Source organism: Ruegeria sp. L11 (genome assembly GCF_056531755.1).
On record NZ_JBQFMI010000002.1, the window covers coordinates 249910 to 269556 of the forward strand.

A 19647-nucleotide genomic window follows, 5' to 3' on the forward strand; every position below is an offset into this window, starting at 1 on the left:
TCAGTCTTGAAAGGCCGCGGCCAGATGATCCGGCAGGTCGAATTCGCTTAAAACCCGTGCGCGGCCCTCGGGCGACATCTTGCGGGCAGTCTTTTCAACAATGCTCTGGATTTTCTCGGCTGAGTGTTTCGCCGCAAAGGGCTGGAAATACCATTTCAGAAACACAAAGCAGATCACATCTTCCAGCGCCTGCACCTCTGCATCGCGTTTGATGCCTTGCTTGCGCAACATGCGACCCGCGGCTTCGGCCTGCTCAGCGTCATAGCCTTCTTGGGTCATCAAACTCATCACCACGTCCGCGTGATGCACACCTTGCGCCTTGCGCCAGGCCAGATAACCCGCCCGACCTTCCGGGAATTCATTGCGGGCAAGCTTCCACCGCTCCACATGTTGACCACGCGCCGCGATCTGCAAAGCGTCGGACGCGCCTGGAAACAGGCGGTCAAGCTCTGCGCTCATGCGCTCGCCGTAAAGCTGCGCTTCGGGGCGGCCATCATCGCGGTTGGGGTCATTTGCATTCGCCGCATCGATGGCATCCAGGACCGCTTGTTTTTGCGTGTTCATCAACTGCTCCACTTGCTTGTCAGAACCGCAAGCGCCCTATGCAGTTCCTTTTTGGTATTTGCAGCAATGCTAACGACTCGCTTTGGGCTGTGCACCCTCGAATATGCGCTTTGGCCGGGTCGGAGAGGGGAAATCCGACCCGGCCGTAACCTGCGCATCACTTTGCAGGTTTAACCTTGTCCTGAGTGACCGGTTCCGTCACGGGCGAGGGGAAGGTCAAAGTGCGTGTCAGGTTGCTTGTGTCGATACCCAAGGCCATGGCCGGTGCGGCCAAAAAGGTGGCGGACAAGACTGCGGCAATCATCAGGGGTTTCATGTTTTTCTCCGGTTTGCGTTGTGTCGCACAACTAGAAATGAACAGTACAGTTCAGTTTTCAAGGTCAATATTGAACTAATTAGTTTACTTTTTTGCATACCACTCATTCAGTTTTGAATGGCGGGTGTCATGCGGCGGAACTTAAACTCGGGACGGCCCATGGCGCAGCGGTCTTGCGACTGCCGCGACAGACAGGTAAACGCCCCATAACGTAGATGAGGGAAGCCGATGTCGATTGACCAAAGCACCGCCGCCAAAGTGGCCAAACTGGCCCGGATCAAGGTCGAGGATGACGCGCTGCCGGCGCTGGCATCCGAGTTCAACACCATCCTCGGATTCATCGAACAGCTGAACGAAGTGGATGTCGAAGGTGTCGAGCCGATGGTCTCGGTCACGCCGATGCGGCTGAAACGCCGTAAGGACGAGGTGACCGACGGCAACCAGCAGGGCAAGGTGCTGGCCAACGCCCCTGACGCCCGCGAAGGGTTCTTCGCAGTTCCCAAAGTGGTGGAGTAAGACATGAGCGAGCTGAACAAACTGGGTCTGGCCGAGGCGCGCGATGCGCTGCGCTCAGGTGACGTCACTTCTGTCGAGCTGACCGACGCCTGCCTGAAAGCCATTGACGAGGCAGATGCGCTGAACGCCTTTGTCCACAAGACACCCGAACTTGCAATGGAGCGCGCCAAGGCTGCGGATGAGCGGATCCAGCGTGGCGACGCACCGTCGATGTGTGGCCTGCCGATCGGCATCAAGGATCTGTTTTGCACCAAGGGTGTGCCGTCGCAGGCGGCGTCGAAAATCCTGGAAGGGTTCAAGCCGGAATACGAATCCACCGTTTCTCAGCAACTGGCCGACGCAGGCGCGGTGATGCTGGGAAAACTGAACATGGACGAATTCGCCATGGGATCGTCCAATGAAACATCGACCTATGGCAATGCGGTCAGCCCGTGGCGCCGTGGCAACGATGATGCGCAACTGACACCGGGCGGCTCGTCTGGCGGGTCTGCGTCTGCCGTGGCTGCTGATTTGTGCCTGGCTGCGACAGGTACCGACACCGGAGGCTCGATCCGCCAGCCTGCGGCCTTCGTTGGCATCACGGGCATCAAACCCACCTATGGTCGTTGCTCGCGGTGGGGTATCGTCGCCTTTGCGTCCTCGCTGGATCAGGCAGGACCAATGACCAAGAACGTGCGTGATGCAGCGATCATGCTGGAAACCATGTGCGGACATGACCCCAAGGATTCGACCAGTGCCGAACTGGCGGTCCCGAATTTCGAGGCCATGCTGACCGGTGACATCAAGGGCAAGAAGATCGGTATCCCGAAAGAGTACCGTATGGACGGTATGCCCGCCGAGATCGAAAAACTCTGGGCCGATGGCGCAGCGATGCTGAAAGCCGCGGGGGCCGAGATTGTCGACATCTCGCTTCCGCACACCAAATACGCGCTGCCCGCCTATTACGTGATTGCTCCGGCCGAGGCATCTTCGAACCTCGCCCGCTATGACGGTGTTCGCTATGGTCGCCGTGCACAGCTCGCGCAGGGCGATGGCATCACCGAGATGTACGAAAAGACCCGCGCCGAAGGTTTTGGCCCCGAGGTGCAGCGCCGCGTGATGGTCGGCACATATGTGCTGTCCGCAGGTTTCTATGACGCCTATTACAATCGCGCGCGCCGGGTCCGGACCCTGATCAAGAAAGACTTCGAAGACGTGTTCGCCGCAGGCATCGATGCCATTCTGACACCGGCAACCCCTTCGGCGGCTTTCGGTCTGGGGGAAATGACCGAGGCGGACCCTGTTCAAATGTATTTGAACGACGTCTTTACGGTTACCGTGAACCTCGCTGGCTTGCCCGGTATCTCGGTCCCCGCAGGGCTGGATGCACAAGGTCTTCCCTTGGGGTTGCAGCTGATCGGGCGCCCGTGGGAAGAAGGTGACTTGCTCAATACCGCTTATGCGCTGGAAAACGCAGCCGGTTTTGTGGCCAAGCCCGGCAAATGGTGGTAAGCCTTCGGGCAAGTGAATTACTGAAGACGGAGCCAAACAATGCGTGTTTTGCTTTTGGTCCCGGCCCTGACACTGGCTGCGGCCTGCACCAATGTCGCGCCGTTGACCAGCACGGGTTTCAACACGCCTGAATATCAGGCGCAGCGCGAGGTTCAATTGGCGGGTCAGGGCGGGGCGGTCAATCCGCTGCTGGCTCCGGTCGATGTTTCCCAGCAACCACTGGGCACACCGGGTTCATCGACCTTTGCAACAGGTGAGAATGCGGACATCGCCAACCAGACCGCCGCAGCGTTGGCCAGCACGTCCGGGCAATCCTCGGTCTCCGCGTCGCCGTCTTCCGGCTCCAACAGCAGCGCAATCTCTGACGAGCAGGACTTCGCGGCCGTGTCCGAGAGGCGCAGCATCCAATCCGATGCCGCCCGGATTGAGCAAAACCGCCAGACCTACGAAGTCGTCGCTCCAACCGCCGTGCCTGAGCGCACGGCGAGCGGCCAACCGAATATCGTACAATATGCGCTGAGCACCTCCAATCCGGTGGGCACACAACTCTACAGCCGTTCCGGTTTCAACCTGCAAGCCAAGTCACAGCGGAACTGCGCGCAATTCCCGTCACCGGATCAGGCTCAGATCGAATTCCTGTCCAACGGCGGTCCGCAACGTGACCGCAAGGGTCTGGACCCGGATGGCGACGGCTATGCCTGTGGCTGGGACCCCAGCCCGTTCCGCAGTGCCGTTAACAACTGACACCTTAACGCCGATCTGGCATCCGTCTCCGAATTTCGGCAAGCGTCGGGGCGGGATGGTGCCATCCTTGATCGTGATCCACTATACGGCCATGGACGGTGCGCAGGCGGCTCTGGATCGCCTATGCGACCCGGCTTCCGAAGTTTCGGCTCATTACCTGATCGGCAATGACGGCACCCTTTGGCAAATGGTGCGTGAAGAAGATCGCGCCTGGCATGCCGGGGCAGGGGAATGGGACGGCAAGGACGACATCAACTCGCGCTCGGTTGGGATCGAACTGGATAACACCGGCAAACATCCGTTCTCGCAGCCGCAAATGGCGGTGCTGGAACAGTTGTTGCCCCTGATCATGACCCGCTGGTCCATTGCGTCGTCCGGGGTCATTGGACATTCCGATATGGCGCCTGGTCGTAAATGCGATCCTGGGCCGCGCTTCGACTGGAACAGGCTCGAAAAGCAAGCGCTGGCCAAACCGCGCGGCACAGGAGTTGATCCGATGTCACCCGATGCAGAAGCATTTCGCGCCTCTGCTCGGATGGCAGGTTTCACCGCCCCCGTGGACGATGCAAAACTGCTGGCCGCTGTCCGGTTGCGATTTCGCCCCTGGGCGAAAGGTCCGCTGGACATGGCGGATATGAATGCGGTCACCCCGTCGGACACAACAACCTGATCCGCTCTTCATCTGGCCAAAAATATCCCGAGGTTGAATTGGCCGCAGGCCAAGAAGGGGCTGGCCCCTTCTCGGGCCTGTCAGCTCTTGACGCCGCAGACCACAAAGCCTACCCAGCCCGGGCGCGGAGGGCCGGATGGCCGCTGGGGCGTATGCCCGAGAGGAAAGTCCGGACTCCACAAGACAACGGTGCCGGGTAACGCCCGGGCGGGGCAACCCGACGGAAAGCGCCACAGAAATCAGACCGCCCAGGGCCTCGGCCCCGGGTAAGGGTGAAACGGTGGGGTAAGAGCCCACCGCGCCGCTGGCAACAGGGGCGGCACGGCAAGCCCCACCGGGAGCAATGCCAAATAGGGTCCCCGCGCGGGCCGGTCGGCGCAAGCCGATACCGCCGCTAAGCGCGTCTTGGCCGAGAGGGACCGGGTTGGCAGCTTGAGCCGTGCAGCAATGCACGGCCTAGAGGAATGGTCATCGAAGGGGGCAACCCCGGAACAAGATCCGGCTTACAGGCCCTCCGCGCGTATCTACTTATCCTCCGGGTGGCGTGTAAGTCCCCGCCAATCTTGCGGCTTTCTCAGTGACCGAAACGAACTCGTCCGCAGTCCAGGCCCGAACCGTTTCTATGTTCGTGACCGCACCCGATGCCGCGACCGCCATGCCGACCGCCACAGCATCTGTTCCGTCCGGCGCTTCGCTGATCACGACCACGTCATTGCTGCCGGTTGTCATGTAAAAGGATAGCAGTCGACCGCCGACTTTCTCCAGCAATGCTTTCACTGGGCCGGTTCGGTTCTCGGGCTTTTGCAACATGCCTTTGACACCAGCTTGCGAATAAGTTGCGTAGGTAATGAAAACAGGCATTGGTACCTCCTTTTTAACGAGAAATCACAGGGCCTTTCAGTCAGCCGCCCCGGGGGCCGTCTTGCGTCAGATGCCGGAGATCAGCGGTGCCGCGATGTGCCAAAGACCTGCTCCGATAAGCGCCACACCTGACACCGGCACCAGCCACCGGGCTGTCAGCAGAAGCTTTTCCAGCGCGACATAGGCGGCAATGCCAACAATCCAGTGGAGGTTCATGATCCCTCCGACGAACAGCAGCAGCATCAATGCCCAGCAGCAGCCCAGGCAATACGTGCCGTGCAGGGCTCCGGTTCTGAGCGCGCCGAAGGGTCCGGGCCGGTTGTGACCGGCCAGAAACCTTGCGGGGCTTTGGCAGTAACGAAGGCACGCATTCTTCAAACTTGAAAACTGATAGAACCCGGCAGCCAGCAGAACACATCCCGCGAAGGGGCCAGAGCGGATTGTCATCATCGGCCCGCTCGACAGCCCGATATGTTCCAACCCCCACTGCAATGCCGTTGCCGTCAGGCTGAACGCACCCCAGGTCACCAGATAGCCCAACAGGAAACACAGGCTGAACGTTGCGGCGCGCTCTTTCTCAGGGCCCATGCGCTTTGTCGCTGCAAACAAAAGCACGGCTGGCGCGGCACTTGGGGTCATCATGGCAATCATCATGATCCACCACATCAGGAAGATGAGCAGAGTGTAACCGAGGCTCCAGGCGGTTGCGGAACCCATCTGCATGGGCTCCCCAACCGGGCCTGCCATGCGGGTCATTTCGACCGCAGACATTTTCATCCCGACGCCGGCAACTGTGTACCAGGTGGCAGCAAGAATGATCAGAAGGACGCTGCCCAACACGATTGCATTGTCCTGCCTCAACAGCCGCTCAATCGCCCCGGCAGGGGCTGTCGCACTCTGTCTGGTCATGAGAGGGTCTCCGGCTACGCGCCCAGAACACCGTGACCCGAGAGGTTCAGATGTGCGAGATGGGCGTGCGTGGCATCAAAGGTAAGGCTGATTTCGCCGCCCGTTGTTTTGGCCGACCCCGAGGCAGCCTCGGCGTGGCGGTACTCAAAGCCGTTCGGCAACTGGATCGATGCCCTGTGCGCGGCGCCCGATACGATATGTGGAATCGGGCTGACCTCGACGTCGAAGACCCCCGGAACATTGGCGTAGCCGCTACGATCATCGCGGTTCCAGTTCAATTCGATTGGGACAAAAAGCGTATCATATTTCGTCGGGGCCATCGCACTGTAAACGTACCACATGGTTGCCATTTCATCGGTGTCTTCGCCGGTCATGATGGCCTGCAATGCTGCGCGCTGTTCGGCTGTAGCACTTTCGTCAATGATCAGTTGCATCTGACCATTGCCTTCGTGGATCGGTCCCGGCCAGTGATAAACACCTGCTGCCCGCAAACCGGCCAGATCAGTATCGCCATAATGCCCGCTTTCGATGTCGAAAACGACAACAGCCTCGCAATTTCCGTGTGATGGAAGAACGCTGAATTGGCAGGGACAGCCGAAATTGCAATTACAATTGGCCAGTTCTTCGCCCTGAATAACCCATTCTGTCATGATAGCCCCCCAAGAAAAGCTGCGTAAAACAACACTGCTCCGCGCGGGCATTACCTGTTCACACTGCCTTGGTCGTCGAGCCTGAAGTTGGCCTCTTGGACGTATCAGTTGCGGCAAACCTATCACGATATCGTGATATGTACAAACTTACTCACTGTCTTTTGGTCCTCATCGGCTTGGAAATTCAGTCCGGAATCCCGTGGGGGTTGAACGTGGTATTCGCCTTTGCAATCCTTTGATAGAACTGGGGCGTATTTTGAAAAACCGGGAGGATTGTCATGAGCTTTATGAAGACACTTGCGTCCGTTGCAGTTGGTTTCGCGGCTGCGAAGGGGATGGAGAAATACCAGAAAATGGGCGGAATGGCTGGCTTGCAGGACATGATGCAAGGCGCAGGCGGCGGCCTTGGTATGGATCAGCTTGGCAAAATGGCCGAACAGTTCGGCCTTCCCGGAGGTGCGACAGGCCTTCAGGACATGATGGGTAAGATGGGGCTGGGTGGCAGTGCCGCAGGTGCCGCAGGTGCCGCCGGTCTTGGCGGGCTTTTGAATGCGATGCAGGGGGCGGCCAGAACTGGCAGCCAGCAGACCACCGACATGATGGAGACGGTGTTTGGCGGAACACCAGCCGGGGCTGCCATGGAAGCTCAGGCCAAGCTCATGTTGCGGGCGATGATCCAGGCGGCAAAGGCAGACGGCGAGCTGGACGAGCACGAGAAAGAAACGATCCTCGGAGAGTTGGGCGATGACATCAGTGACGAGGAACGCGCATTCGTGCAGGAACAACTGAACGCACCTGTCGACGTCATGGGTCTGGCAGCTGATTCTGGGGCACCGCTCAGAACGCAGATTTATGCGACATCTCTGGCGGCAATACGGTTGGACAATGATCGTGAGGCCGCATATTTGCGGCAATTGTCCACTGCGCTGGGTCTTTCGGACAGTGAAAGGGACCAGATTCACAGCTATATGGGTGCGCCAACGTTACCGGGTTGAACCTGTGCCCGATTCCTGGGCTGGGATCGTCCGATTGGCCTTGACATGCACGGCGTAGCGCGTAAAAGCGCACGCTCATAGGAATTCAACCGAAAGGCCCCTGCCTTTCCGGACGCAGGAGATAACCATGGCGAAGCCGACGACAATCAAGATCCGTCTGAACTCGACCGCGGGCACGGGCCACTTCTACGTGACCAAAAAGAACGCGCGCACCATGACCGAGAAAATGACCATTCGTAAATACGATCCGGTCGTTCGCAAGCATGTCGAGTACAAGGAAGGCAAGATCAAGTAATCTTGCCGTTCCATTTGGACTTTCCAAAAGGGCTCTGCTTGGCAGAGCCTTTTTTTGTGTTGAGTTCCGGTGGTTTGTTGCCAAGAATGTCAGCATGCCCACCTGGGGCCGTTGCAGGAGCGCATCAGCCACCGATGCAATCGCATGGCCTGTGGCTTGCTTTTTGTGCCGACCTGCAAGTACGCTTGAGCAAACCGCCACAAAATGTTGACCGCCATGAAAAAAATCTTGTTATCCACAATTGCCGTTCTGACTTTGGCGGCCTGTGAAGACCCGTTTAACCGCAAAGGTGTTGGGTTTACCGGAATCGATGGCGAACCCCGCACGATTTCCGACGTTCCCGGAGCCGTCGCATTTCTGCCGCCTGAAACGAATGTCCCGGCCGAGCTGGCAGAACTTCAGACCGTTACTCTCTTGGCTGATGAAGTGGACCCCTCCAAGGTGGCAGCCGTTGCTATCGACAATGGCGGGCGGACGCCGGACAATGCGGTCCAGCTACAGGGCAGCGATACGAATCTGTTCCTGAGCACCGTCAGCGTCAACGGAACCTTGTATGGTGTCCTTCGCACACCGACGAACAGCGTAAAGGTCGACAACTCGGTCGGCGTTGGTTTCGCGCAAGAGGCTGAGCGTTTCACCGGGTGTCTGCCTGCCGGCGATGTGTTCCGCAAAGGCACGTCCGAGCGTAGTTCGGGCTTTGCTGTACCGTTGAATTGCAGCTAAGTCTTGCACCTTCTAATGTATCAAGCCCTCGCTGATCTAGCGGGGGCTTTTTCTTTGCGGGGTACGCGGACGTCGTCGCCTTGTCCGCTAGGATTCATGTACCGGGCAAGCGCGATCGCAGCTGGTTCAAAACGAAAAAAGGCCGGTCTGATGACCGGCCTTTTCCCTTACATAGGTTTGCAATTACTCGCGGTTACCTAAGAATTGCAGCAGGAACATGAACAGGTTGATGAAGTCCAGGTACAGGTTCAACGCGCCCATGATAGCGGCCTTGCCCAGCCATTCCTGATCGCCACTATGGGCCATTTGCAGGTATGTGTTCTTGATATTCTGGGTGTCATAGGCGGTCAGGCCCGCGAAGATCAGAACGCCGATGGCCGAGATTGCAAAGGCAACCGCCGAAGACGCCAGAAAGATGTTCACAACCATCGCGACAATCAGGCCGATCAGGCCCATCATCAGGAAAGTGCCCATGGCGGACAAGTCTTTCTTGGTTGTGTAACCATAAAGGGAAAGGCCCGCAAACGCGATTGCGGTGATCAGGAAGACCTGAATGACCGACTCACCGGTGAAAACAAGGAAGATCCAGCTGATCGAAACGCCCATCACCGCCGCAAAAACGTAGAACACCAGCTGTGCGGCAGCCGCCGACATACGGTTGATCCCGGCGCTGAAGCCGAAGACAAACAGCAGAGGTGCAAACATGATGACCCAGCGCAGGGGCGACGCGTAAATGCTATAGCCCAGCGATGTCAGATAGGTATCGGCATTCAACTGTGCCGCTGCGGCTGACGGATCGCTTGTGGTTGCCAGGCCTGCGATGGCCCAGGCTGCTGCGAATGTGATGAGCATGCCTACGGACATAGTGCCATAGACTTTGTTCATATGGGCGCGCAGGCCCTCATCAATCTCGGCAGCGCGCGCGCCGGCCGCCGTCCGGATCGTGTCGAATTGTGCCATCAAAGGGTCTCCCTTTACATAATTATTCAGCCCCCCGGCTGTGCGGGAAGCGTTCTAGGTAAATATCGGCAACTCTGGGCAGTGTTTCAAGTATTTACCGTGGAAAACCAACTAATTTACGCAACAAAAGTGACGGTCCGCATCAGCCGACCGCCACTCATGAAGTTACTATTTGATTTTGCATCACTTCTGCCAGAATTCCGGCGCGTCCCAGACGAAACGGCTGGCTTCGGCATCAGCCTCTGATCTGGAGACTCCGATGTCCTGAAGGGCGCGATCATCAAGCCGTGCCAGTTGGCGGCGTTGACGCTTCAGGAAAACAGCACGCCTGATGATAGTGCCGAGCGATTGCTTTTGGGGCTTGCAAGGGCGATGAATGGCAATTTGGGTCATACTTATTGTCCTTTCGTGTGTTTACGATGGTTTCTCTCGTCTTTATCAATTTCCTTGATTGATATGGGGGAGTATGACATATATTGAAAACGAATATTTTTGATGAAACACATAAGGAATCGTGAAGGTGCGGAATCTGGACATTACAACCCTGCGTTCATTTGTTGCTGTGGCGGATCAGGGTGGGGTGACGCGCGCTGCAGGGTTCCTGCATCTGACGCAATCTGCGGTCTCGATGCAGTTGAAACGGCTGGAGGAGCTGCTTGGCCTTCAGCTGTTGGACCGCAGTGGCAGAACGATTGCCCTGACCGCGTCCGGTGAACAATTGCTGGCTTATGCGCGCCGTATGATCGCGTTGAATGATGAGGTCATCTCGAAACTGACTGATCAGGCCTTTGAAGGTGAGGTGGTATTGGGGGTTCCTCACGACATAGTTTACCCGGCCATCCCACGGGTCCTGCAACGGTTCAACGCGGATTTCCCGCGAGTCCGAGTTCAGTTGGTGTCGTCGTATTCATTGCAGTTGAAAGAGATGTACAAACGCGGCGAATGTGACGTGATCCTGACCACGGAACCGTCGTCGGTGGATGGTGCGGAAACCATTGCAGAGCTGCCCTTGCGCTGGATAGGTGCTCCGGGTGGATCGGCCTGGCGCAAGCGTCCGCTGCCTTTGGCACTTGGACGTCGCTGTTTGTTTCGACCACAGGTGATATCGGCGCTGGATGCAGCCGGTATCCCCTGGGAGCTGTCGGTGGAAACTGAAAACGACCGCACAATCGAGGCCACGGTCAGTGCTGATCTGGCAGTGTATGCAGCACTGGAAGGTACCGAAGCCGCACATCTTGAACAGATCGAAGGCGGGGGTGCGCTACCGGACCTGCCTGCGCATATGATCAACCTGTATGGTGGCGAACCGGGGCGAGACGCGGTTGTCGAAGCGCTGGCGCAGTTAGTGCGTCAGAACTTCCGCCTGCTTGGGGGGGCACAGCTGCGTGCCGTGGTGGGCTGATTGCGGTCAGGGGGTGATCACGATTTTGCCTGTCGATTTACGCTCTTTCAGCAACCGCATGCCCTGCGCGACCTCATCAAGAGGCAAGACGTGGCTGATGTGTGGATTGATGCGGCCCTCGGTGTGCCAGCGGAAAAGTGTGTCAAAACTTTCGCGCACGGCTTCTGGCCTGAATTTCAGATACCCGCCAATGTAAAAGCCGATCACGGTCAGGTTCTTGACCAGCAGATGATTGGCGGGGATTTGCGGAACTTCCCCGCCGGCAAACCCGATGGGCAGCAGACGGCCTTCGGGATTGGTGGCGCGGAAGGCCGCCTTGAACACATCGCCGCCGATTGCGTCATAAACGACATCCGCGCCGCCAAGCGATCTAACCCGCTCCCTCAGGTCCTCTGCGGCATCAATCAGGTGATCGGCCCCTGCGGCGCGGGCAACGGCCAGCTTTTCGGGGCCGCGGGCCTGAGCGATGACGGTGGCACCCATGAGCTTGCCGATTTCAACCGCGGTCAGCCCGACGCCCCCGGCTGCGCCGGTGACCAGAAGCGTCTCACCGGGTTGCAGCCGGGCACGGTGGTCAAGGGCCATGTGACTGGTGCCATAGGCTATCTGGATCGCTGCCGCGTCTTCGAAACGGGTCGTGTCCGGCAGCGGGATCGCGCGATCGGCGTCGAAAACGCCATATTCTGCCAGACCGCCCTGACCGGAATAGACGGCGATCCGATCGCCCGGTTTCAGGGTGGACACACCTGGACCGATGGTATCCACGACACCGGCGATTTCCATACCCAAAGTAAACGGCGCAGGCGGTGTATCCTGATACGTGCCTTTCTGCATCAGCAGATCAGCGAAATTCAACCCGCAGGCTTTGATCGCAACCCGTACCTGACCCTCACCCGGCTCGGGTTTCGGTACATCGCACAGCTGGGCAACTGCCCCGTCAGATCTAATACAATAGGCCTTCATTTGGTTCCTCACGTGCTTGGGGCATAGGCACGTGAGCTGTGCGAGATGTCAATTCCTTATGCGCGGCGTCATGAAACGCCTGAAAATCTGTCGCATGTCCAGCCGGGCCACGCGAACAGCGGGCAGGGCATTTGACGCATACAACCACAGCCCTTGTGAGGGGGGATCGACTCAACCAGCTTGAAAAAAAATTCAAAACCGGCAATATTGGCAAGCAGTGCTGGTAACGGGGGACGGCACAGTCCGGATCTGGGGGCGGTTAAGGAAGCCCCTATTGGTATTGCGATCTCGGACGTCGCACGATCCCGTACAAATGTGTGTGTAGTAGAGGAGAATACCAATGACTCATCACGTCGATGTCCATGTGGGCAAGCGCGTTCGGCATCGCCGCTGGCTGATTGGGATGACCCAGCAACAATTGGCGCAGCAAGTTGGTATCAAGTTTCAGCAAATCCAGAAATATGAGACCGGAGCCAACCGAATCAGCGCGTCCCGCCTGTGGGACATTGCCGAGGCATTGGACGTACCGGTCAGCTTCTTCTTTGAAGGTCTGGAAGAGGCCCAGAAAAGCAGCGCGGAAAAGAAATCTGTTCCAGCCGATCTGATGGGCGATAAAGAAGCCCTGGATCTAGTTCGCTCTTACTACGCAATTCCGGAAAACCAGCGCCGCCGCCTGTTTGAACTTGCACGTGTCCTCAGCGACGTCGCCTGATCAGACCGGCTTGACTTTGTCAGGTAATGCACGCACCAGAGCGCCATGCATCCGGCGAGTTTAAGCGACATTGAAATTGCAGAAGAAATGGCCGAAGCGGCACGCGCGGCCATTCTTCCTTTTTTTCGTCAGACCAACCTGGAAACTGCGAACAAGCTGACCGTAGGGTTTGACCCCGTCACCGTGGCGGATCGGGCCGCTGAAAAAGCCATGCGAGAGGTGCTGTCCCGATTGCGCCCTGAAGATGGCGTATTGGGTGAAGAATACGGTGCGCACAAGGGCAGCAGTGGCCGAACCTGGGTTCTGGACCCCATCGACGGCACGCGCGGGTTTATCAGTGGCACACCAACCTGGGGCGTTCTGATCGCGCTCAGCACAGCAGACGGGCCGGTCATGGGGGTGATTGATCAGCCCTACATTGGCGAACGCTTTGTCGGATCGACAGCTGGTGCGCACCTTACAGGGCCACTGGGGACCAGTAAGCTGCAAACACGGGGGACGAAGTCTCTGGCGCAAGCGACGCTGTTCACCACTTTTCCTGAAGTCGGCACCCCGGATGACCGGGCCGGGTTTCAGGCCGTATCGGAGCAGGTGCAACTGACCCGATATGGAATGGACTGCTACGCTTATGCCTTGTTGGCCGCTGGGCAGGCAGATCTGGTGATCGAAGCAGGGCTGAACGCGTATGACATTCAGGCGCCTATCGCGGTTATTCAGGCGGCAGGCGGAATTGTGACCGATTGGCAAGGCGGCCCGGCGCATGAGGGCGGTCGGGCATTGGCCGCAGCCAACGCAGAAATACATGCAGAGGCACTTAATATCCTGCGTCGGTTCTGAAACCAGTTGTCGCAGATACCGATGGCGGGTACATAATACCCGGTCGGTTCTTAAGCCCGTTTTCCGCCGACCTTCGCACTCCTTGCAAGAGACGGGCAGATGCAGGAGCGCGACATGACAGAAATCCTACTCAAAAACGCTGATCTGATCCTGACGATGGACGAGTCCCGGCAGGAACTCCCCGCGGCGGACATTCTGATCCGCGACGGCCAGATCGCGGGGATCGGGCACGGATTGCAGACACAAGGCGAGGTTCACGATGTTTCGGGCTGTCTGGTGACACCCGGGTTAGTGAACACCCATCACCATCTTTACCAAACGTTGACCCGCGCGGTGCCGGGCGGGCAGGACGCATTGCTGTTCGGGTGGCTTCAAACACTTTATTCGATTTGGGAGAAGTTCGGACCGGACGAGATGTTCACCTCGGCCCAGATCGGTTTGGCAGAGCTGGCGCTGTCAGGCTGTACGCTCAGTTCCGATCACCTGTACCTCTACCCCAATAGTTCGCGTCTGGAGGACACGATTGCTGCCGCATCCGAGTTGGGGATGCGATTTCACCCGACACGTGGCGCGATGAGCATTGGTGAAAGCGATGGCGGCCTGCCTCCGGACAGTCTGGTGGAAGAAGAAACTGCCATTCTGGACGACATGATCCGCGTCGTGGATGCTTTTCACGATCCGTCAGAAGGGTCGATGTGCCGCGTAGGTCTTGCCCCGTGTTCACCGTTTTCCGTCAGCCGGGACCTGATGCGAGATGCAGCCCTTCTGGCACGGGACAAAGGCGTGATGTTGCATACACATCTGGCTGAAAACGATGAAGATATCGCCTATTCACAGGCTCAGTTCGGTTGTCGGCCCGGTCAATACGCCGAAGATCTGGGTTGGACTGGCCCGGATGTCTGGCACGCTCATTGCGTCAAGTTGGACGGGGCCGAGATTGATCTGTTTTCACGTACGAAAACTGGTGTCGCTCATTGCCCATGTTCGAACTGCCGTCTGGGATCAGGCATCGCGCCGGTGCGGACGATGCGCGATGCGGGGGTAAAGGTAGGCCTCGGCGCTGATGGCTCGGCCAGTAATGACAACGGTAATCTGATGCTTGAGGCCCGGCAGGCGCTGCTGTTGCAACGGGTGGTCAATGGGGCGGATGCGATGTCGGCCCGCGAAGCATTGGAGATTGCAACACGTGGCGGGGCCGATGTGCTGGGGCGTCCCGACTGCGGGCGGCTTATGCCGGGAAAACGCGCGGATGTCGCTGTCTGGGATATGCGCAGTATCGAATGCGCAGGCAGCTGGGACCCGGCAGCTCTGCTTCTGGCCGGTCCGATGCAAGTAAAGCACCTGTTTGTCGAAGGCCGCCAGATCGTGCGGGATGGGCATATCACGACGATTGACCTGCCCCGCGTGATTGAGCGTCAAAACAGTCTTGCCAAGGGGTTGCAGGCCTAGGCGGCCTGCCGCCCACCAATCCAGACCTCGGCCACAGCCCGATCATCACCCATCATGATGGTCGGGAAGATTGCCTCCCAAACATCGTTTGCACAAGCTTCGCGCTGGGCGATGGCCGGGGTCGAGGCGAGATCAATCACGACCAGATCCGCCTCCATTCCCGGAGCAATGTTGCCGATGCAATCATCCATCCGCAGGCTGCGCGCCGACCCGACTGTACCCAGCCACAGCAATTGCGCCGGATGCAGGGGGCGCCCACGCAACTGACCGATTTCATATGCGGCAGCCATGGTGCGAAGCATTGAAAAACTTGATCCGCCACCGGTATCCGTTGCCAAACCGATCCGGTGGCCATCGTGGATCAAGCCGTTCATGTCGAACAGACCCGACCCTATGAAGGTGTTCGAGGTGGGGCAGTGGATCAGCGACGCATCAACCTCGCGCAGACGATCGCGTTCCCGGTCTTCCAGATGGATGACATGCCCATAAAGTCCGTTCTGCCCCAGCAGCCCGAACTTTTCGTAAGTGTCCAGATAGTCCCGCGCATCGGGAAACAGGGAGCGGACCCACTCGATTTCGTCTGTCTGCTCGCTCAGGTGTGTTTGCATCAGGCAATGGGGATGCTCCGCCCAAAGCGCGCCCATGGCCTCAAGCTGTTCAGGGGTGGACGTCGGTGAAAACCGGGGCGTGATGGCATAGGACAGGCGGTCGACACGGTGCCATTTCTCAAGCAGCGCGGCAGATTGGTCATAGGCGGTCTGGGCTGTGTCACGCAGACCTTCAGGCGCATTGCGATCCATGCAGGTCTTGCCCGCGACCACGCGCTGTCCCCGTTGCAGCGCGGCAGTGAAAAAGGCATCCACGCTTTCGGGGTGGATGGTGCAAAAACTGCACATCGTCGTGGTGCCATGGGCGGCAGTCAGATCCAGATAAAGGTTGGCGATTTCAGAGGCGTATTCAGGATCACCAAACTTCATCTCTTCCGGGAAGGTGTAGGTGTTCAGCCAGTCGATCAACCGCTTACCCCAACTGGCAATCATGGCCGTCTGTGGGTAGTGCACATGCGGGTCAACGAAACCTGCAATGATCAGGTGATTGCCATGGTCCTTGATGACGGCATCAGGGTGACGCCGCATCAGCGCATCAGACGCGCCGACATCGGCAACGCGCCCTTTGTCAATCACGACAGCTTCGTCCAATCGGGTCGCTTCGGTTGGCTCTCCGTCAAAGGGTGAGCCTGTGAAACTCAGAACGCGCCCTTTCAAAAGCGTCTTTTGCGCCATTTGCCCTGTTCTCCACCTGTTTGGGACCGCGCTGTAGCATAGGCAGACGAAAGAAGTGGGTAAATCGGCGCATTGTCATTGTTTTCTGGTAGCTGCTTCTTCTATTTAGGGGCCAATCGCCGAAAGAAGGGGGCAGCGCATGACGACAGGCAGTGATCAAGCCGAACACGATCTGCCCCACGACGAAGACGCGTATGCACTGGATCGCCGGACAGTGGCGGCGATCCTATACGCCGTCGATGTGGATGATCGCGACAAGCTGATTGAGCTGATGGAGCCACTGCACGCGGCTGATATCGCTGACCTTCTGGAGCAGATCAATCCTTATGACCGGGCGCGGCTGATCCGGCTTTATGACAAGGAATTTGACGGTGACATCCTGTCTGAACTGGACGAAGCGGTCCGCGAGGAAATCATCGCCGTCCTGACCCCCGAGGTTCTGGCGGAAGCCGTGCGCGAGATGGAAAGCGACGACGTCGTTGACCTTCTGGAAGATCTTGAGGAACCGCAGCAGGAAGCCATTCTGGGCGCGCTCGAAGATTCCGAGCGGCTAGCGGCGCAACAGGCGCTTGCTTACCCCGAGAATTCGGCTGGTCGTTTGATGCAGCGCGAGGTCGTCATGGCGCCCGAGCATTGGACCGTCGGTCAGGCCATCGACTTCATGCGTGCCAATGACGATCTGCCCGAGCAGTTCTATCATGTTGTTCTGGTCGATCCGCGCCTGAAACCAACAGCGCAGGTGACATTGGGCAAGCTGATGGCGTCCCGTCGTGAGGTGCCGTTGCGCGATCTGGCGGAAGAGGAGTTTCACATCATCCCCGTTGATCAGGACGAGGAGGACGTGGCTTACGCCTTCAACCAGTATCACCTGATCTCGGCCCCTGTAGTGGATGCCGATGGGCGTCTGGTTGGTGTGATCACCATCGATGACGCGATGGTCGTTCTGGATGAAGAGCACGAAGAAGACATCCTGCGCCTTGCCGGTGTGAGCGACGAAAGCTCTCTGTCCGACAGTGTCGCGGCGACCAGTCGGCGACGGTTGCCGTGGCTGGCGGTAAACCTGTGCACAGCGATATGTGCTTCGTTGGTAATCTCGCAATTTGCGGCGGCAATTGACCAGCTTGTCGCGCTGGCCATCCTGATGCCGATTGTTGCATCCATGGGGGGCAATGCGGGTACTCAGTCGCTGACCGTTGCAGTGCGCGCACTGGCGACGCGCGACCTGACCAATTCAAACGTGATGCGCGTTATCAGGCGGGAACTGCTGGTGGGCATGTTGAACGGGCTCTGTTTTGCCATTGTACTGGGGACCGTGGGAATGCTGTGGTTCGGTTCACCTTGGCTGGGTGTCGTGATTGGGTCAGCCTTGGTCGTGAACATGATCATCGCGGGCTTTGCAGGTACGGTAGTACCGGTGGTGCTGGATCGTCTGGGAATTGACCCGGCTCTGGCGTCAGGAACCTTTGTGACAACCACAACCGATGTCATGGGGTTCTTCATCTTTCTTGGGCTTGCCAGTGTGGTGCTATTGTGACCGATCTGACTGAAATCAAAGCAGCTGCACGCAAAGCGGCATTTGCGCGCCGCAAGGTCGCGTTCGACACGCGTGTTCCCGGTGCAGCCGGACGTTTGTCCGAGGTTCTGGCGGGTTATCGCGGCGTGCCCTTGTCAGGCTACATGCCAATCCGAACCGAGATCGACCCGGTGTCTGCCATGGCTGAAGCTGCGGCTTATGGACCTGTCGGTGTTCCCGTGATACAAGCCGCTGGAAAACCTCTGAAATTTTCGCGCTGGACGCCAGAAGGACCGCTGAAAGACGGCCCATTCGGTGCCAGAGTGCCCGAGGTCGATGATTATTTCGACCCCGAAATCCTGATTGTGCCGCTGGTGGCTTTTGATGCCCACGGCGGGCGTTTGGGATATGGTGGTGGATTTTATGACCGCACGCTGGAAGGATTGCGAGGCAAGCGCGCGACACTGGCAATCGGTTTCGCTTTTGACGCGCAAGAGGCGCAGAAACTGCCGCTGGAGCCGACCGATCAGCCGCTGAACATGGTTATCACCGAAAGCCGGGTGCTGACGTTCTAAGCCTCATTGCTGAAAGTGGCTGCGTAAATAGTCCCAGGCATCCACCTCGGTACCGTCTTTCAGGATGCAGATACCAAAGACGCTTCCGTCTTCGTTCTTCCGAAGTTGGTAAACTCCATCATTCTCGACGCAAAAGGTTGCCGCGGGATTGGGCATGGATGTCTTTGTGCCTTGCGCCATAACGCCCGAAGCGACCACAAGGCCGAATGTCAATATTGCCAATAACTTCACAACATGTCCTTTTGATATAAGCGCATGGCTAAGACTTTGCCACGCCTGCAAGCAATTTCAAGTTCGGGCTCAACTTAAATTTCACGGTTCCGCCTTGTTATTGCCCAGCACAGCCCCTACGACCCGGATCATGAGGATTTTGTTTCTTGGTGATGTCATGGGGCGCGCGGGGCGCGCGGCCGTTCAGCAGCATTTGCCGCGCCTGCGCGATGAATGGCGGCTGGATTTCGTTGTAGTCAATGGCGAAAACGCATCGAACGGCATGGGGTTGAGCGGCGATCACGCCAAGCTGCTGCTGGATGCCGGTGCAGATTGCCTGACATTGGGTGACCATGCGTTCGACCAGAAGGACATGCTGCAATATATCGAGAAAGAACAGCGCATCGTGCGCCCGGTGAACTATGCCAAGGGCGCGCCGGGGCGGGGGCACCGGCTGTTCAACGCACCCGGAGGGCGCAAGGTTCTGGTGGTGCAGGTGTTGGGGCAGGTTTTTATGAAACGGCCATTCGACGACCCGTTCTCGGCCATAGAGCCCATCCTGAAATCGCACCCCAGGGGCGGGCAGGCACAAGCCATCATTGTCGATATGCATTGTGAGGCGACGTCCGAGAAGATGGCCATGGGTCACTATTGCGACAAGCGCGCCAGCCTTGTGGTGGGCACACATACCCATGTACCGACAGCGGATTCGCAGATTCTGCCGGGCGGCACAGGCTATCTGACGGATGCGGGCATGTGCGGCGACTATGACTCGGTCATTGGTATGGACAAGCAGGAACCGATGCGCCGGTTCATAACCGGGATGCCCAAGACCCGGTTTACCCCTGCCAATGGCGAGGCCACGCTGAGCGGAGTGTTCGTCGAAACGGATGATCGCGACGGTCAGGCCAAATCTGTTCGCATGGTGCGCGTTGGTGGGCGTTTGGAACAAGCCGGGCCTGATTAACGAACGTCGGGCTTGCCCTGCCACGCGCAATGCGTGAAACTG

At 58.2% G+C, this 19647-nt stretch carries 24 protein-coding genes and 1 other RNA gene; 15 read left to right on the forward strand and 10 right to left on the reverse strand.

From position 1 onward, the window contains the following. Positions 1-564, reverse strand: coding sequence for a DUF4202 domain-containing protein (locus ACR0CE_RS06140; protein ID WP_480831475.1), 564 nt, complete (start codon positions 562-564; stop codon positions 1-3). 157 nt (positions 565-721) lie between these two features. After that, positions 722-880 carry a hypothetical protein gene (locus ACR0CE_RS06145; protein ID WP_209504628.1) on the reverse strand — a complete coding sequence of 53 codons (159 nt, stop codon included), beginning with the start codon at positions 878-880 and terminating at the stop codon, positions 722-724. A gap of 228 nt (positions 881-1108) precedes the next feature. On the opposite strand from ACR0CE_RS06145, the gene gatC reads away from it, so the two are divergent. The 5 genes from gatC to rnpB all read left to right on the forward strand — a co-directional run bounded on the left by gatC (position 1109) and on the right by rnpB (position 4823). Next, positions 1109-1396 (forward strand): Asp-tRNA(Asn)/Glu-tRNA(Gln) amidotransferase subunit GatC, encoded by a 288-nt coding sequence (gatC, locus tag ACR0CE_RS06150; RefSeq protein ID WP_267365979.1) that lies wholly within the window; start codon positions 1109-1111, stop codon positions 1394-1396. A gap of 3 nt (positions 1397-1399) precedes the next feature. Next, entirely contained in the window at positions 1400-2887 is a 1488-nt protein-coding gene (gatA, locus tag ACR0CE_RS06155) for an Asp-tRNA(Asn)/Glu-tRNA(Gln) amidotransferase subunit GatA (RefSeq protein ID WP_480831476.1), read from the forward strand. A 39-nt stretch (positions 2888-2926) separates the two neighbouring features. Beyond that, positions 2927-3631: a hypothetical protein gene (locus ACR0CE_RS06160; RefSeq protein ID WP_480831478.1), complete on the forward strand. Its 705-nt coding sequence runs from the start codon at positions 2927-2929 to the stop codon at positions 3629-3631. Then, positions 3588-4301 carry an N-acetylmuramoyl-L-alanine amidase gene (locus ACR0CE_RS06165; protein WP_480831480.1) on the forward strand — a complete coding sequence of 238 codons (714 nt, stop codon included), beginning with the start codon at positions 3588-3590 and terminating at the stop codon, positions 4299-4301. The genes ACR0CE_RS06160 and ACR0CE_RS06165 overlap by 44 nt, the downstream gene beginning before the upstream one ends. 124 nt (positions 4302-4425) lie before the next feature. Then, an RNA gene (gene rnpB / locus ACR0CE_RS06170) (RNase P RNA component class A) lies at positions 4426-4823 on the forward strand. Between the two features lie 6 nt (positions 4824-4829). Here rnpB and ACR0CE_RS06175 read toward each other — a convergent pair. The 3 genes from ACR0CE_RS06175 to ACR0CE_RS06185 form a co-directional block, all read right to left on the reverse strand. Next, the gene (locus tag ACR0CE_RS06175; RefSeq protein ID WP_209504623.1) at positions 4830-5162 is read right to left on the reverse strand and encodes a GYD domain-containing protein; all 333 of its coding nucleotides are present in this window, start codon (positions 5160-5162) and stop codon (positions 4830-4832) included. Between the two features lie 66 nt (positions 5163-5228). Next, positions 5229-6071 carry a DUF2182 domain-containing protein gene (locus ACR0CE_RS06180; RefSeq protein WP_480831482.1) on the reverse strand — a complete coding sequence of 281 codons (843 nt, stop codon included), beginning with the start codon at positions 6069-6071 and terminating at the stop codon, positions 5229-5231. Between the two features lie 14 nt (positions 6072-6085). Further along, on the reverse strand, positions 6086-6721 hold the full coding sequence (locus ACR0CE_RS06185; RefSeq protein ID WP_480482006.1) for a DUF1326 domain-containing protein: 636 nt from the start codon (positions 6719-6721) through the stop codon (positions 6086-6088). 278 nt (positions 6722-6999) lie between these two features. On the opposite strand from ACR0CE_RS06185, the gene ACR0CE_RS06190 reads away from it, so the two are divergent. From ACR0CE_RS06190 to ACR0CE_RS06200, 3 genes are all read left to right on the forward strand, one after another. Next, on the forward strand, positions 7000-7716 hold the full coding sequence (locus tag ACR0CE_RS06190; RefSeq protein ID WP_480486393.1) for a DUF533 domain-containing protein: 717 nt from the start codon (positions 7000-7002) through the stop codon (positions 7714-7716). 127 nt (positions 7717-7843) lie between these two features. Next, entirely contained in the window at positions 7844-8011 is a 168-nt protein-coding gene (rpmG, locus tag ACR0CE_RS06195) for a 50S ribosomal protein L33 (protein ID WP_037309480.1), read from the forward strand. A gap of 216 nt (positions 8012-8227) precedes the next feature. After that, a complete protein-coding gene (locus tag ACR0CE_RS06200) occupies positions 8228-8734 on the forward strand; it encodes a hypothetical protein (protein ID WP_480486391.1) in 507 nt (168 codons plus the stop codon). A 183-nt stretch (positions 8735-8917) separates the two neighbouring features. On the opposite strand, the gene ACR0CE_RS06205 is transcribed toward ACR0CE_RS06200, so the two are convergent. Both ACR0CE_RS06205 and ACR0CE_RS06210 read right to left on the reverse strand, forming a co-directional pair. Next, complete coding sequence (locus tag ACR0CE_RS06205) at positions 8918-9694, reverse strand: Bax inhibitor-1/YccA family protein (RefSeq protein WP_209504618.1); 777 nt, start codon at positions 9692-9694, stop codon at positions 8918-8920. A gap of 183 nt (positions 9695-9877) precedes the next feature. Continuing rightward, the gene (locus tag ACR0CE_RS06210; protein WP_480831484.1) at positions 9878-10087 is read right to left on the reverse strand and encodes a DUF1127 domain-containing protein; all 210 of its coding nucleotides are present in this window, start codon (positions 10085-10087) and stop codon (positions 9878-9880) included. Positions 10088-10214: 127 nt separating this feature from the next. Here ACR0CE_RS06210 and ACR0CE_RS06215 point away from each other — a divergent pair, with 127 nt between their 5' ends. Further along, positions 10215-11096 carry a LysR family transcriptional regulator gene (locus tag ACR0CE_RS06215; RefSeq protein WP_480482000.1) on the forward strand — a complete coding sequence of 294 codons (882 nt, stop codon included), beginning with the start codon at positions 10215-10217 and terminating at the stop codon, positions 11094-11096. Between the two features lie 6 nt (positions 11097-11102). Here the strand turns inward: ACR0CE_RS06215 and ACR0CE_RS06220 are convergent, their stop codons facing one another. Further along, complete coding sequence (locus ACR0CE_RS06220; protein ID WP_480481998.1) at positions 11103-12059, reverse strand: NADPH:quinone oxidoreductase family protein; 957 nt, start codon at positions 12057-12059, stop codon at positions 11103-11105. A gap of 340 nt (positions 12060-12399) precedes the next feature. Between ACR0CE_RS06220 and ACR0CE_RS06225 the strand changes: the two genes are divergently transcribed. The 3 genes from ACR0CE_RS06225 to ACR0CE_RS06235 all read left to right on the forward strand — a co-directional run bounded on the left by ACR0CE_RS06225 (position 12400) and on the right by ACR0CE_RS06235 (position 15057). Then, positions 12400-12771 (forward strand): helix-turn-helix domain-containing protein, encoded by a 372-nt coding sequence (locus ACR0CE_RS06225; protein WP_267365354.1) that lies wholly within the window; start codon positions 12400-12402, stop codon positions 12769-12771. 45 nt (positions 12772-12816) lie between these two features. Continuing rightward, complete coding sequence (gene hisN / locus ACR0CE_RS06230) at positions 12817-13608, forward strand: histidinol-phosphatase (protein WP_480481996.1); 792 nt, start codon at positions 12817-12819, stop codon at positions 13606-13608. Between the two features lie 114 nt (positions 13609-13722). Further along, positions 13723-15057 carry an 8-oxoguanine deaminase gene (locus ACR0CE_RS06235; RefSeq protein WP_480481994.1) on the forward strand — a complete coding sequence of 445 codons (1335 nt, stop codon included), beginning with the start codon at positions 13723-13725 and terminating at the stop codon, positions 15055-15057. On the opposite strand, the gene guaD is transcribed toward ACR0CE_RS06235, so the two are convergent. Next, positions 15054-16340 (reverse strand): guanine deaminase, encoded by a 1287-nt coding sequence (gene guaD, locus ACR0CE_RS06240; RefSeq protein ID WP_480831485.1) that lies wholly within the window; start codon positions 16338-16340, stop codon positions 15054-15056. The two genes, ACR0CE_RS06235 and guaD, sit on opposite strands and share 4 nt — an antisense overlap. A 139-nt stretch (positions 16341-16479) precedes the next feature. Between guaD and mgtE the strand changes: the two genes are divergently transcribed. Next, positions 16480-17874, forward strand: a complete 1395-nt coding sequence (gene mgtE, locus ACR0CE_RS06245) for a magnesium transporter (protein WP_267365362.1) — start codon at positions 16480-16482, stop codon at positions 17872-17874. Continuing rightward, entirely contained in the window at positions 17871-18428 is a 558-nt protein-coding gene (locus ACR0CE_RS06250; protein WP_480604533.1) for a 5-formyltetrahydrofolate cyclo-ligase, read from the forward strand. The genes mgtE and ACR0CE_RS06250 overlap by 4 nt, the downstream gene beginning before the upstream one ends. A 3-nt stretch (positions 18429-18431) precedes the next feature. Here the strand turns inward: ACR0CE_RS06250 and ACR0CE_RS06255 are convergent, their stop codons facing one another. After that, positions 18432-18659, reverse strand: coding sequence for a putative hemolysin (locus ACR0CE_RS06255; RefSeq protein ID WP_480475791.1), 228 nt, complete (start codon positions 18657-18659; stop codon positions 18432-18434). Positions 18660-18789: 130 nt separating this feature from the next. Between ACR0CE_RS06255 and ACR0CE_RS06260 the strand changes: the two genes are divergently transcribed. Beyond that, complete coding sequence (locus tag ACR0CE_RS06260) at positions 18790-19605, forward strand: TIGR00282 family metallophosphoesterase (protein WP_209504607.1); 816 nt, start codon at positions 18790-18792, stop codon at positions 19603-19605. Positions 19606-19647: the final 42 nt, after the last annotated feature.